The organism is Cypionkella sp. PAMC25878 (assembly GCF_058135695.1).
In genome coordinates, this window is record NZ_CM176871.1 from 3,360,133 (window position 1) to 3,373,434 (window position 13,302).

The 13,302-nt window shown below is 59.8% G+C and carries 13 protein-coding genes; 3 read left to right on the plus strand and 10 right to left on the minus strand.

Translation table 11 applies throughout. The features are described 5' to 3' along the window. Positions 1 to 182: 182 nt before the first annotated feature. The 3 genes from ACS5RD_RS16450 to ACS5RD_RS16460 all read right to left on the minus strand — a co-directional run bounded on the left by ACS5RD_RS16450 (position 183) and on the right by ACS5RD_RS16460 (position 3,338). Entirely contained in the window at positions 183 to 1,580 is a 1,398-nt protein-coding gene (locus tag ACS5RD_RS16450) for an aminotransferase (RefSeq protein ID WP_489928295.1), read from the minus strand. Between the two features lie 76 nt (positions 1,581 to 1,656). Continuing rightward, on the minus strand, positions 1,657 to 2,073 hold the full coding sequence (locus ACS5RD_RS16455) for a DUF6636 domain-containing protein (protein WP_489928296.1): 417 nt from the start codon (positions 2,071 to 2,073) through the stop codon (positions 1,657 to 1,659). A gap of 101 nt (positions 2,074 to 2,174) precedes the next feature. Continuing rightward, positions 2,175 to 3,338: a M20 aminoacylase family protein gene (locus ACS5RD_RS16460; RefSeq protein ID WP_489928297.1), complete on the minus strand. Its 1,164-nt coding sequence runs from the start codon at positions 3,336 to 3,338 to the stop codon at positions 2,175 to 2,177. A gap of 55 nt (positions 3,339 to 3,393) precedes the next feature. Between ACS5RD_RS16460 and mazG the strand changes: the two genes are divergently transcribed. From mazG to ACS5RD_RS16475, 3 genes are all read left to right on the plus strand, one after another. Continuing rightward, the gene (gene mazG / locus ACS5RD_RS16465; RefSeq protein WP_489928298.1) at positions 3,394 to 4,239 is read left to right on the plus strand and encodes a nucleoside triphosphate pyrophosphohydrolase; all 846 of its coding nucleotides are present in this window, start codon (positions 3,394 to 3,396) and stop codon (positions 4,237 to 4,239) included. Positions 4,240 to 4,339: 100 nt separating this feature from the next. After that, on the plus strand, positions 4,340 to 5,347 hold the full coding sequence (locus ACS5RD_RS16470; protein WP_082351851.1) for a Fe(3+) ABC transporter substrate-binding protein: 1,008 nt from the start codon (positions 4,340 to 4,342) through the stop codon (positions 5,345 to 5,347). A 119-nt stretch (positions 5,348 to 5,466) separates the two neighbouring features. Continuing rightward, the gene (locus ACS5RD_RS16475) at positions 5,467 to 6,414 is read left to right on the plus strand and encodes a nucleoside hydrolase (RefSeq protein ID WP_489928299.1); all 948 of its coding nucleotides are present in this window, start codon (positions 5,467 to 5,469) and stop codon (positions 6,412 to 6,414) included. Positions 6,415 to 6,618: 204 nt separating this feature from the next. Here ACS5RD_RS16475 and ACS5RD_RS16480 read toward each other — a convergent pair whose 3' ends face one another. The 7 genes from ACS5RD_RS16480 to ACS5RD_RS16510 all read right to left on the minus strand — a co-directional run bounded on the left by ACS5RD_RS16480 (position 6,619) and on the right by ACS5RD_RS16510 (position 13,285). Next, positions 6,619 to 7,023: a VOC family protein gene (locus ACS5RD_RS16480; protein ID WP_489928300.1), complete on the minus strand. Its 405-nt coding sequence runs from the start codon at positions 7,021 to 7,023 to the stop codon at positions 6,619 to 6,621. A gap of 124 nt (positions 7,024 to 7,147) precedes the next feature. Next, positions 7,148 to 7,834 carry a phosphate regulon transcriptional regulator PhoB gene (phoB, locus tag ACS5RD_RS16485; protein ID WP_202905689.1) on the minus strand — a complete coding sequence of 229 codons (687 nt, stop codon included), beginning with the start codon at positions 7,832 to 7,834 and terminating at the stop codon, positions 7,148 to 7,150. Beyond that, entirely contained in the window at positions 7,834 to 8,538 is a 705-nt protein-coding gene (gene phoU, locus ACS5RD_RS16490) for a phosphate signaling complex protein PhoU (protein WP_489928301.1), read from the minus strand. The genes phoB and phoU overlap by 1 nt, the downstream gene beginning before the upstream one ends. Positions 8,539 to 8,549: 11 nt before the next feature. Continuing rightward, complete coding sequence (pstB, locus tag ACS5RD_RS16495) at positions 8,550 to 9,344, minus strand: phosphate ABC transporter ATP-binding protein PstB (protein ID WP_054009087.1); 795 nt, start codon at positions 9,342 to 9,344, stop codon at positions 8,550 to 8,552. Positions 9,345 to 9,355: 11 nt separating this feature from the next. Next, positions 9,356 to 10,708, minus strand: coding sequence for a phosphate ABC transporter permease PstA (pstA, locus tag ACS5RD_RS16500; RefSeq protein ID WP_489928302.1), 1,353 nt, complete (start codon positions 10,706 to 10,708; stop codon positions 9,356 to 9,358). Continuing rightward, positions 10,705 to 12,153: a phosphate ABC transporter permease subunit PstC gene (gene pstC, locus ACS5RD_RS16505; RefSeq protein WP_489928303.1), complete on the minus strand. Its 1,449-nt coding sequence runs from the start codon at positions 12,151 to 12,153 to the stop codon at positions 10,705 to 10,707. Before pstC ends, pstA begins: the two co-directional genes overlap by 4 nt. 76 nt (positions 12,154 to 12,229) lie before the next feature. Then, on the minus strand, positions 12,230 to 13,285 hold the full coding sequence (locus tag ACS5RD_RS16510; protein ID WP_489928304.1) for a PstS family phosphate ABC transporter substrate-binding protein: 1,056 nt from the start codon (positions 13,283 to 13,285) through the stop codon (positions 12,230 to 12,232). Positions 13,286 to 13,302: the final 17 nt, after the last annotated feature.

Below are 13,302 nucleotides of genomic sequence, written 5' to 3' on the forward strand. Positions count from 1 at the left end.
GTGGTTCAAAGGACGGCAGGCGATGGGGGATGTCAAGCCTGTGGAAGCAATTGTGCAAGGCCACACGCGCTGCGGGGGGATATTTGAGAACGGCTGCAATTGCTCTTTCTCAAATACTCCCGCGCGGAGCGCTTCGAGATTGGCCAGCCATGGGTAGGGCGGGGTTCACCCCGCAATGCGTTTTACCCCAGCCGGTGCCCCTCGCGCACCAGATCATCGCTGACGCGGCGGATGGCGACCTCCAAAGTATCGACCACGAAATCGACTTCCGCCTCGGTGATGATCAAGGGCGGCGACATCACGTTCAGATGGCCAATGGGACGTACCAGCAGGCCCAAAGATTCCGCCACGTCTGAGATGCGTTTGCTTTCATTGACCTCATCGGGGAGCAGTTCTTTGGTGGTCTTGTTGGCGACGTTTTCAACGCAGAGCATCAAGCCCTGCCCGCGCACATTGCCGACGAGGGGTAAGGATTCGAGGTCTTTCAGCCGGGTGTTGAAATAGGCGCCGACCTTCGTGGCATTGGCGAGCAGCCCTTCGCGATCAAGGATGTCGATGTTCTTTAGCGCGCAAGCGCAGGACACCGGATGGCCGGAATAGGTCAGGCCCGTTGTAAACCAGCGGTGCCCACCCTCCGCCATCGCCGCCCAAATCCGTTCCGACAGGATCAGCGCGCCCAAGGGCAGATAACCCGAGGTCAGGCCCTTGGCGCAGGTGATCATGTCGGGCTGCACCCCGAAGGCATCGTCGCTGGCAAACCAATGGCCGATGCGACCGAAGGCGGTGACGACTTCATCGGCGATGAACAGGATGTCGTGGCGCTTGCAGATCTGCCACATGCGTTTGAGATAGCCCTGCGGCGGGATGATGATGCCGCCCGAGGCTTGGATCGGTTCGGCGATAAAGCCGCCGATGCGGTCGGCACCGACTTTTGCGATCAGCGCTTCAAACTCGGCGATCAGATCATCGCAGAATTGCGCTTCGGTCTGCCAATCCGGGCGGCGGTAGGGGTTGGGGCAGGAGAGGTGGTGAATGCCCTCGGTCTTGTAGCGGAATTCCTCAATGCGGTCGCCGTTGCGCTTGCCGACCGATTGGGTGAGGTAAGTTGAGCCGTGGTAAGAGTTTTCCCGCGCCACAATGTCGGTTTTATCGGGGTTGCCGCGGGAATGGTGGTAATAGCTGACCACGCGCACGGCAGTATCGACAGCGGTGGAGCCGCCGGTGGTGAAATGCACGCGGTTCAGATCGCCCGGCGCGAGTTCCGCCAGTTTCGCGGCCAGACGCGCCGCCGGATCGTTGGTCATATCGACAAAATGGTTGGCGAAGGCGAGGCGTTCGGCTTGTTCGGCAATCGCATCGGCCATCTCACGGCGGCCAAGGCCGATATTGGTGCACCACATACCACCGACGGCGTCGAAATACTCGCGGCCCTGTTCATCCCACAGCCGCGCCCCCTGCCCGCGCGCGATCACCAAGGAACCGGCCTTTTCAAACGGCCCAAAGTTTGCCCAAGGGTGCAGCACATGGGCGCGGTCCATCTCGAAGGCGGATGTGTTGGGCAGACTTGCGGGGGCGTTCATTTTGAATCTCCAGTCAATATGATTTGGCCAAGATAGCCAAAGCGCATAAAAACACCAGAGGATTTTTGATCAAATTTCAGAACAGCTTTTGCTTGGCTTTTGAGATCTTAAAGCCATGCCCGCCGAGGTTGCTACATTCCATGCCCGATTTCTCGGAGGTGCAGGTGAACGGCCCCAGCGAGATCGACTTGCCGTAACCGAGCTCAATCCCGCCCGGATCGGCGACGGAATCGGAAACGCAGGCGAGATAGCCCGAGCCGCCTGCATCGACCGCAAAGCTGCTGCCCCAGTCGAATTCGCAGTTGGCGGGGGCTTGGCGGTAAGTTGGCGTCAGCGCCGACATATCGCAGCGCACTTGCGCGTAGTCGCCGGTGGACATGCCGCACTGGATGTTGCCGGAAGGTGAGTGGAAGGCGAGGTAATCATCGGCAAAGGCGGATGTTGCCAGAATGGGGGCTGCCAGCAGGCCAAGGGCAAAGGTGAGGCGGATCATAATGACTCCTTTTCAAACGATAGGAGCAGTTTAGCGCGACATCAGGCTGCCGCGCTAATTTTCTTTGCCGAAATCGTCAAATCCGGCGAGACGCTGCGCCCTTACGCCAAGGGCTGCGCGCGCTCGACCAGCCTTGCGAAGAACGATGCGCCAATCGGTGCGGCCTCGTCGTTGAAATCATAGGCGGCGTGGTGCAGTCCCGCGCCGGGGCCAGTGCCCATGAACAGATAGGCGCCTTTGCGGGCTTCCAGCATGTAAGAGAAATCTTCCGAGCCCATCTCGCGCACCGAATTGCCATCGACCGAGGTTTCGCCAACGATTTCAGCGGCGACTTCGGTTGCAAAGGCGGCTTGATCGGCATGGTTGATCGTCGCCGGATAGCCCCAGTCGTAGTCAATCCGCGCCTGCACACCGTAGGCGCTCGCATGGCCTTCGACGATCTCATAGAAGCGCTTTTTCAGCAATGCGCGGACTTCGGGCTTAAAGCAGCGGATGGTGGCGGCGAACATCGCTTCTTCCGGGATGATGTTGGAGGCGGTGCCCGAATTCACCATCGTCACCGACAACACCGCCTCGTCCAAGGCATAGATGTTGCGTGGAATGATGGTCTGGATGGCCGAGATCATCCCCACCAAGGCCACAATCGGATCGACGCAATCATGCGGGGTCGCGCCATGGCCGCCCTTACCCGTCAGATAGACATAAGCCGTATCGACGCTCGCCATCAGCGCGCCCGGCGTGGTCAGAAAATGCCCGAACGGCACGTTGGGCGCGTTGTGGATGCCGTAGACCTGATCGACGGAGAAACGGTCCATCACGCCTTCATTCACCATCTCTCGGCCCCCCGCGCCGTCTTCCTCGGCGGGTTGGAACATCAGCGCGACGCGGCCTTTAAAACGCCGGGTTTCGGCCAGATATTTTGCAGCCCCCAGCAGCATGGTCACATGGCCATCATGGCCGCAGGCGTGCATTTTGCCGGGGATAGTGGAGGCGTATTCGGCCCCGGTGATTTCCTGGATCGGCAGCGCATCCATATCAGCGCGCAGACCGATGGTCGGGCCATCACCCTGCCCGTTGATGATGGCAACGATGCCGGTTTTGGCGATACCGGGGTGAATTTCATCGACGCCGATCTCTTTCAGGCGCTCGACGATATAGGCGGCAGTGGTGAAGCAGTCGAAAGACAGTTCAGGATTCGCATGCAAATGCCTGCGCCAGCCCTTCATTTCCTCGGCATAAGCGGCGATACGGTTGAGGACGGGCATGGGGATCTCCTGATTTGCTGGCCTTTGATCAAATCTTATCTGGAAGGGATCGGCAATGCCCCTGCCCCATTCTGACGACGCGTCTGATCAACTTGTGCGTGACCCGGACGGCGGCATCGCGCGTTTGCTGGAAATCATGCGGCGGCTGCGCGATCCGGTTGCGGGCTGCCCATGGGATATCGCGCAGGATTTTGCCTCGATTGTGCCCTACACGATTGAGGAAGCGCATGAGGTTGCCGATGCGATTGCGCGGCAGGCTTGGGATGAGTTGCCGGGGGAATTGGGCGATCTGCTGTTGCAGGTGGTGTTTCATGCCCAGATGGCCAGCGATCAAGGCCTGTTTGGCTTTCAAGACGTGGTGCAAGCGATTTCCGACAAGATGGTCGCGCGACATCCGCATGTGTTTGGCGACGAGAGCCGCGACAAAACGCCCGCGCAGCAGACGGTGGATTGGGAGAGGATCAAGGCCGCCGAGCGCGGCGCGCAGAACGCCCGCGTGCTGGATGATGTGGCACTGGGATTGCCGGGGCTGACGCGGGCGGTCAAGTTGCAAAAGCGGGCGGCTCGGGTGGGGTTTGACTGGCCCTCGACCGATGAGGTGGTGGCCAAGATCGCCGAGGAAGCTGCCGAATTGGTTGAGGCGCGCGATCAGCTGAGCCACGCCGAAGTCACTGAAGAATTTGGCGATTTACTGTTCGTGATGGCAAACTTGGCGCGGCATCTGGATGTAGATCCCGAAGCCGCTCTGCGCGCCGCCAATGCCAAATTCAGCCGCCGCTTTGGCCGGATTGAGGACTGGCTGGCAGAGGCGGGCAAAGCTCCGGCAGACAGCGATCTGGCGGAAATGGATGCGCTGTGGAACCGCGCCAAGGCCGAAGAAAAGGCCGCCAAGGCTGGATAAGCGGCGGCGTGCGCGGCGGAAAAGTTATTTACTCAGGTATTGACGCCTCCCGGTGGTTCCGCTTTAAGCGCAGCCAGATACCTGACAAAAGGACTCAACCATGAAGCTGCGTTTTTCCTTGTTCGCGCTTGCGCTCGCCAGCACCGCCCTGCCCGCACTGGCCGAGGAGGTGAATATCTACTCGCACCGCCAGCCCGAACTGATCCAGCCGCTGATTGATGCCTTCAGCAAGGAAACCGGCATCACGGTGAATATTGCCTTTGTCGACAAGGGCATGGCCGAACGTCTGGTGGCCGAAGGCGACCGCTCGCCTGCCGATCTGATCCTGACGGTGGACATTGCCCGCCTGACGGAAGTGGTGAATGCAGGCGTCACCCAGCCCGTCGACTCCGCCGTGCTGGAGAAGAATATTCCGGCAGAATACCGCGATCCGGGTAAGCAATGGTTCGGCCTGACCGCCCGTTCGCGCGTGGTTTACGCGGCAAAAGACCGGGTGAAGGATGGCGAAGTCACCACCTATGAAGACCTTGCCAATCCGAAATGGAAGGGTCGCATTTGTATGCGTTCGGGGACCAGTGATTATAACGTGGCGCTGACCGGGGCGATGCTGGCGCATCACGATGCGGCCTTTACCAAGACTTGGCTGGAAGGTCTGAAGGCCAACCTCGCCCGCAAACCCAATGGCGCGGATCGCGATCAGGTCAAGGCGATCTGGGCGAACGAGTGCGACATTGCTATCGGCAACACCTATTATCTGGGTCAAATGCTGGCTGACCCCGAGCAGAAAGAATGGGCGGACTCGGTGCGTATCGTGTTCCCGGTGTTTGAAGGCGGCGGCACGCATATGAACATCTCGGGCGTGGCGATGACCAAAGCGGCACCGAACCATGATGCGGCGCTGAAGCTGATGGAATGGCTGTCGTCGGATGAGGCGCAGAAGATCTACGCCGAAACCAACTACGAATTTCCGGTCGAGCCGGGTGTGGAACGCTCGGCCTTGGTGAAAAGCTGGGGTGAGTTTACGCCCGACAGCTTGCCCTTGGCTGATGTGGCTGCGCAGCGGCCGGCGGCGTTGAAACTGATCGAGGAAGTTGATTTCGACAACTGATCGGAACCAGCGATCTGTTTATGAGTTGAAAAGGGCGCATTTTGCGCCTTTTTCTTTTTTGACCATGTGGACAAGATCAGGGGAATGGCGTTTTCTGGCCGAAAAATGAGGAGCAGACCATGCCACAATCCCCGCGTAAAATCATCATCGACACCGACCCCGGCCAAGACGACGCTTTTGCGCTCATGCTTGCATTCGGCAGCCCGGAAGATATCGAGGTGCTGGGCATCGTGGCCGTCGCAGGCAACGTACCGCTGGCGTTGACCCAGAAGAACAGTCGGATGATTTGCGAATTGGCCGGGCGCTCGGATGTGAAAGTGTTCGCGGGCTGTGACCGCCCCATGAAGCGCAAACTGGTCACTGCCGAGCATGTGCATGGTAAAACCGGGCTGGATGGCCCGAGCTTGCCCGACCCTGTGATGCCGCTGCAGGATCAGCATGGTGTGGAGTTCATTATTGAGACACTGCGGCGCGAGCCTGCGGGGACGGTTACTCTGTGTCCGCTGGGGCCACTGACCAACATCGCGCAGGCGTTTTTGCAGGCACCGGATGTGGTGGGGCGGGTGCAGGAAATCGTGCTGATGGGCGGGGCTTATTTTGAGGTTGGCAATATCACTCCTGCCGCCGAGTTTAATATCTATGTTGACCCAGAGGCAGCAGAATTGGTGTTCCGGTCCGGTGTGCCTTTGGTGGTGATGCCGCTGGATGTAACCCACAAGGCGCTGACCACCAAGGCGCGGGTTCAGGCGTTTCGGGCTATGGGAACCGAGGTCGGTCGGGTTTCGGCGGATTGGGCGGATTTCTTTGAGCGGTTCGATATGGAGAAATATGGCTCGGATGGCGGGCCGCTGCATGATCCGACTGTGGTGGCCTATTTGATCAAGCCGGAGTTGTTTTCGGGGCGGGTGATCAATGTCGAGATTGAGACCCAGTCAGAGCTGACTTTGGGGATGACGGTGGCGGATTGGTGGGGGGTGACGGATCGGCCTAAGAACGCGCTATTTGTGGGCGATGTGGATGCGCAGGGGTTCTTTGATTTGCTGACCGAGAGGTTAGCGCGGTTATGATTTGGGGCGGTCCCGAGTTGGGACCGTTTTGGGTACACAGGGAATCAATAGGTTATGGGGCGGCGGCAAGGATCTGTTAAGGTTTCGTGGACTTCGATGAGAGGACCGGGGGCCAGCCTCCGGCCCCCCCGGAGTATTTGTGCCAATGTGAAACTGCTCAGAACAGCACGTTTAGACCGATGACGCGCGGTGTTTTATGTGGTTTTAGACAACGGCATGCTGCCAGCTTTTGTAGACGAACTCCAAGCTATAGCCATCGGGATCGCGGACCTGCGCAGCGTAATAGCGCGGGTCGTAATGCAGTTGTGGGCCGGGTGGGTGGATTTCAGTCGCACCTACTTTGAGGGCTGCTTGATGGGCGGCGTGGACCTCGGCTTGTGAATGAGCAATGAAGCCGACATGCAGTGCCGTTGGGCTGGGTTCACCCTGACGCAGCCAGAAGAAGATGCGGCCCTCTGCGCCAAAGCCTTTCAGATCGGGGTGATCTGGGAGGTTGAAGGGCGCGTCGTAGTCGTGCCGGATTGTGATGCCGACTTTCGGCAAAACCGCCTCGTAGAATGCGATGGAACGGGCGAGGTCGCTGACTGTCAGGAAGATGTGGTCGAGCATTGATTCTCGATTGCAGGTAGGGTTGAGGATCAATCCCTTGTCGATGTTTTAGGCAAGATAACCAAGCCCTCAATCAAGGCGAGGCGGCACCCAAGCTGCGGTCAGGCGCCGCCTATGTTGTGTATTATCCTAAAGCATACCCCGCCCCGCGCACGGTGCGCAAAGGGTCGTCGCCGCCGAAGGTGCAAAGCGATTTACGCAGCCGACCAATGTGGACATCGACGGTGCGGGTGTCGACGTAGATATCGCGGCCCCAAACGCGGTCCAAGAGGCTTTCGCGGGAAAACACCCGGCCCGGCTTTTCCATAAAGGTCGCCAGCAAGCGGAACTCGGTGGGGCCGAGTTTCAGCACTTTGTCGGCGCGGTAGACGCGGTGGGTTTCGGTATCGAGGCGAATATCGCCCCATTCCAGCAAAAGCCCCGCCGTCGCAGGCCGCACGCGGCGCAGTTGCGCGCGCAGGCGGGCCATCAACTCGACCACGGAATAGGGTTTGATGACGTAATCATCGGCCCCGGTCTCTAACCCGCGCACCTTATCGACTTCTTCCGAGCGTGCCGACAGCATGATGATCGGGATGCCCCGGGTTTCGGGGCGGGCTTTCAGGCGGCGGCAGACTTCGATGCCGGAAACATGCGGCATCATCCAGTCAAGCAGGATCAGATCGGGGGCTTCTTCCGAGATCAGGGAGAGCGCGTCTTCGCCATTGTCAGCTGTGCGGACCTCGAAGCCTTCGGCCTCAAGGTTATAGGACAGCACCGCGCGCTGTGCCGGTTCATCCTCGACCAGCAGCACCGATGGACGCGGTGCCATCAGGCCTCCCCCCCAGCGAGTTCGGCTTTCGGGCGGGCCTCATCCGGCAGTGATCCGGTGGTGAGATAGATCACCTGTTCGGCAATCGTGGTGGCATGGTCGCCGACGCGCTCGATGTTTTTGGCGATAAAATGCAGGTGCATACAGGCCGAAATGTTGCGCGCGTCTTCCATCATGAAGGTGAGAAATTCGCGGAACAAAGCGTTGTACATCTGATCGACTTCTTCATCGCGCAGGCGCACTTCGGCGGCAAGGCCCGCATCGCGCGACACGAAGGCGTCCAAAGCGTCTTTCAGCAGCAGACCGACCTGACGCGCCATGCGGCGGATCGAACCTGCGGCACCGGGGATCGGTGACATTGCATTCAGCACCAGCGCACGTTTGGCGAGGTTTTTGGCGTAGTCGCCGCAGCGTTCCAGACTGGAGGCGATTTTCATCACGGTCAGCACGGTGCGCAGATCGGTGGCGATGGGCGCGCGCAAAGCGATCAGCCGGGCGCATTCGGTGTTGATCATTTCTTCCAGCTGATCAATCGCGGCGTCGTTGTTGCGCACCTGATCGGCGAGGCTTTCATCTTGGGTATCCAGCGCTTTGGCGGCATCAGACAGGGCCGCTTCAACAAGCCCGCCCATTTTCATGATCATGGCCTGAACCGCTTCAAGATCACGGTCGAAAACGCGGGCGATATGGGGATCATTCAACATATTTGTGTTCCTTAACCGATCCGGCCAGAGATATAGGATTCCGTGCGCGGATCTTTCGGATTGGTAAAAATCTGCCCGGTTTCGCCAAATTCCACCAGATTGCCGAGATGGAAGAATGCGGTGCGTTGCGACACCCGAGCTGCTTGCTGCATCGAGTGGGTGACGATCACGACCGAGAATTGGCTGCGCAGTTCGTCGATGAGCTCCTCAACCTGCGCCGTGGCGATGGGGTCAAGCGCCGAGCAGGGTTCGTCCATCAGCAGCACTTCGGGGCTGGTGGCGATGGCGCGGGCGATGCACAGGCGTTGCTGTTGGCCGCCGGAAAGGCCAGTGCCGGGGGCTTGCAGGCGGTCTTTCACCTCATTCCACAGGGCGGCTTTGCGCAGGCAGGATTCCACGATGGCGTCGAGTTCGGCTTTGTTGCGGGTCAAGCCGTGGATTTTCGGGCCATAGGCCACGTTGTCATAAATCGACTTCGGGAACGGGTTTGGCTTTTGGAACACCATGCCGATGCGGGCGCGCAGTTGCACCGGATCGACGCGGGGATCGTAAATGCTTTCGCCTTCCAGCGTGATGGAACCTTCCACCCGGCAGGACGGGATGGTGTCGTTCATCCGGTTCAGGCAGCGCAGGAAAGTCGATTTACCGCAGCCCGACGGACCGATGAAGGCGGTGACGGTTTTGTCCATGATATCGACATCGACGTCTTTGATGGCATGGTTGGTGCCGTAATAAACCTGCGCCTTGCGGGCCTCAATCTTGATGGTTTGGGTGTCCACGCGGGTCTCCAATCTTTGGTCTTTCATGTGATGTCCCCTTACCAGCGGCGTTCAAATTTGCGGCGGAAATAGATCGCCACGGCGTTCATTGCGATCAGGAAGACCAGCAGCACGATGATGGCCCCAGAGGCGCGCTCGACAAAGCCGGGGTCGCCGCGTTGGGTCCAGTTGTAGATTTGCACCGGCAGGGCCGAGGCCGGGTCAAACAGGCCCTCGGGCGGGGCGCCGGGGAAGTCGCGCACAAAGGCGACCATGCCGATCAGCAGAAGCGGTGCGGTTTCGCCCAAGGCTTGCGCAAGGCCGATGATGGTGCCGGTGAGGATGCCGGGCATCGCGAGCGGCAGCACATGGTGGGTGATGGTTTGCAAACGGGATGCGCCAATGCCAAGCGCCGCGTCGCGGATGCTGGGGGGGACTGCTTTCAGGGCGGCACGGGTCGGAATGATGATGCGCGGCAGCGTCATCAGGGTCAGCACAAGGCCGCCGACGATAGGCGCGGATTGCGGCAATCCGGCGAAGTTGATGAAGATCGACAGGCCGAGTATGCCGTAGACGATCGACGGCACGGCGGCGAGGTTGGCGATGTTCACTTCGATCAGGTCGGTGAATTTGTTTTTCGGGGCAAATTCTTCGAGGTAGACCGAGGTTGCCACGCCAATCGGCAAAGCCAGAACCAGCACCACGAACATCATGTAGAGCGAGCCGACGATGGCGACGCCAAGGCCTGCGGCTTCGGGGCGTTTGTCGGAGGCATCGGGCATCGTGAGAAAACCGGGGTTGATTTGGGTTTTCATCACGCCTGCGGTTTTCAACTGATCTGCCAAAGCGAGCTGTGCGGGCGAGGTGTTTTTGTCCAAGGCGGCGGATTCCATCGTCACCCGGCCTTTGTAGTAGCCGTCGATGCGGCCCGAGGCGAGGACGTTGACCTCAATTGTGGTGCCGATCAGCGAGGGGTCGGCCAGGACGCGGTTGCGCAGGGTGGCCGGGGATTCTTCGGAGATCATCTTGGTGAGGTCTTTGGGCTTCATATCGCCCAAGTTCAGGCCTTTGGCCGCGACTTCGGCTTCCAGAGACGAAGCCAGCAGTTTGCCATAGGTGACAGTGGTGGCCTTTGCCAAATCGGCAGGATCGCGTTTGCCGCCTTTGTCGAGCAGGGCTGCGTCAAGGGTGACGGGCAAAGTGATGAAGGTCTGCTTGAACGCAGGCAGACCGTTGCCAAAGATCGAGATCAGCAACCAGACGAGGGCCAGCAGCGCCACGACGATGGCGGACAGGCCATAGGCACGAAAGCGTTTTTCGGTGGCGTTGCGGGCCTTGGTGCGGGGATCTTGCACCAGCAAAGACGCGCGGGTGTCGATGGCGGCGCGCGGGTTGAGCGGGCGGGCGGTCATTCGTATTGCTCCCGGTATTTACGCACAATCACCAAGGCTACAATGTTCAAAGCCAAGGTCAGGCAGAACAATGTCAGACCCAAAGCGAAGGCGACCAAGGTTTCTGGGCTGGCGAATTCGGTGTCGCCGGTCAACTGGCTGACGATTTTCACCGTCACGGTGGTCATCGCCTCAAACGGGTCAAGCGAGAGCTTGGCTGCGGCCCCTGCCCCCATCACGACGATCATCGTCTCGCCAATCGCGCGGGAGGCTGCCAGCAGCACGGCCCCGACGATGCCGGGAAGCGCTGCGGGGATCACCACTTGTTTGATGGTTTCCGAAGGCGTGGCGCCAAGACCGAGCGAGCCATCGCGCAGGCTCTGCGGTACGGCGTTGATGATGTCGTCAGACAGCGAGGACACGAAGGGGATCACCATGATGCCCATCACGAGACCTGCCGTCATCACCGAGGAGGATGAGTTGCCAAGACCCAAGGGCGAGGCGAAGTAATCGCGCAGCAAGGGGCCAACGGTGACCAAAGCGAACAGGCCGTAAACGATGGTTGGGATGCCTGCGAGGATTTCGATGGCGGGTTTCACCCAAGCGCGGGTGGAGCGGGAAGCGTATTCGGCCAAGTAAATCGCCGACATCAGGCCGATTGGCACCGCCACGATCAGGGCGATCACCGAGACGTAGAGCGTGCCCCAGAGCAGCGGTAGGATGCCAAGGCTGGAGCCACCGCCGAATTGCGGCTTCCAGACGGTGGAGAAGAAGAACTCGGACGCGGGATAGAGCCGGAAGAAGTGGATCGATTCGAACAGCAGAGAGGCCACGATGCCGACTGTGGTCAGCACGGCGACAAGGCTGGAGGCCATCAGAAGCCACATCGCGAAACGCTCGGTGGCGTTGCGGGCGCGGTATTCGGGGTTGATACGGCTAAGGCCAAAAGCCAGACCTGCGAGGGCGAGCAGAAGTGCGGTCCCGGTCATCGCAAGCCGCGAGGTTGCACCTGCATCGCGCAACGCGGCAGTTGCGGCGAGGGTTGAAGGCGTGGGTTCGGTTTCCAACACAACGCCCGCCCCATTCAGCGCGGATTTCAGCGCGGTGGGGCTGGCCAGCAGAGGGCCCACATCATCGCCACGCGCTTCCAGCATGTTGAGACCAGCGGCGACACGGCGGACATCGGCCATCACCAGCTCGGCCGATTTGCCTGCGGGAAGTTCCGCTGGGTTGATCAAGCTGAGCGCTTTATTTTCAAGAAACAACGGCTGCGCCAAAAGCCATGCGGCGATCAGAAAGAACGCAGGCACGGCGGTGAGCAAAGCGGTGATGCGACCGTAAAACGGCGGCAGAGAATGTAATTTGCGAATGTCGCCTTCGACTTGCGCGACGGCCTTTCGGCGGCCAATCACATAGCCCGCGACGGCGAGGGCGAGAATAATAACGGAGAGGAGGCCGATGCTCATGGGGATCCTACCAATGAGAGGGACAGGCGCGGGTTGGATAAGCGGCGCGAGATGCCTCGCGCCGCCTAATTAGGTCTTACTGCAGCGGGCCCATCACGGTTTCGGCATCAACAGCCGCTTGGGTTGCTGCCAGTTCCGGGTCGGGGACTAGACCGTATTCGGCCAGTTTGCCATCCGGGCCAGCCATGTCATCGGACACGAAGAACTGGATGTATTCTTTCAGGCCGGGGATCACGCCGATATGGGCTTTCTTGACGTAGAAGTAGAGCGGACGCGACACCGGGTATTCGCCTTTCGAGATCGTCTCAACCGACGGCAAGATGCCGTTGACGGTGGCGACTTTCAGCTTGTCGGTGTTGTTCTCGTAGAACGACAGACCGAACACGCCGACGGCGTTCTTGTTGGCGTCGATGCGCGACAGGGTTTCGGTGTAGTCGCCGTCAATGTCGACCGAAGTGCCATCCGAACGGGTGGTGAAGCACTGCTTTTCAGCATCTTTTTTCTTGGCAGCGTCATCGGCCTCTTTCGAAGCAGCGAGGAACAGATCGTAAGCGCCGTTGGTTTTGCAGCCTTCCAGCAGAACCTTGGTGTCGAACACTTCACGCGTGCCGTGCTTGGTGCCGGGGATGAAGGCGAGGATGTCTTGTGCCGGAAGTGCGGCGTTGGCGTCAGCCCAGGTCTTGGCGGTGTTGGCAACCAGAGCGCCGTCTTTGGCGATTTGCGCGCCGATGGCGTTGAACACGTCCACCGGGGTCAGCACGAAATCCGGGCCGTTGATGTCGGAGGCAAACACGATGCCATCATAGCCGATGCGGACTTCCATGATGTCGGTGACGCCATTGGTTTTGCACAGGTCAATGTCAGACTGGCTGATGCGCGAGGACGAGTTCGCGATGTCGATGGTCGACTCTCCGACGCCTTCGCAGAGCTTCTTACGACCCGCGCCCGAACCGCCGCCTTCAACAACCGGGGTTTTGAAATCGCCGTTTTCGCCGAACGCTTCGGCCACGATGGTGGCGTAGGGCAGCACGGTGGAAGAACCCGCGATTTGCAGCTGGTCACGCGCCGAGGCGATGACGGTCGTGGCGGCAAGGATTGCCACGGCGGAAGGGATCAGTTTGATCAGAGACATGTTGCTCTCCAGTTAAT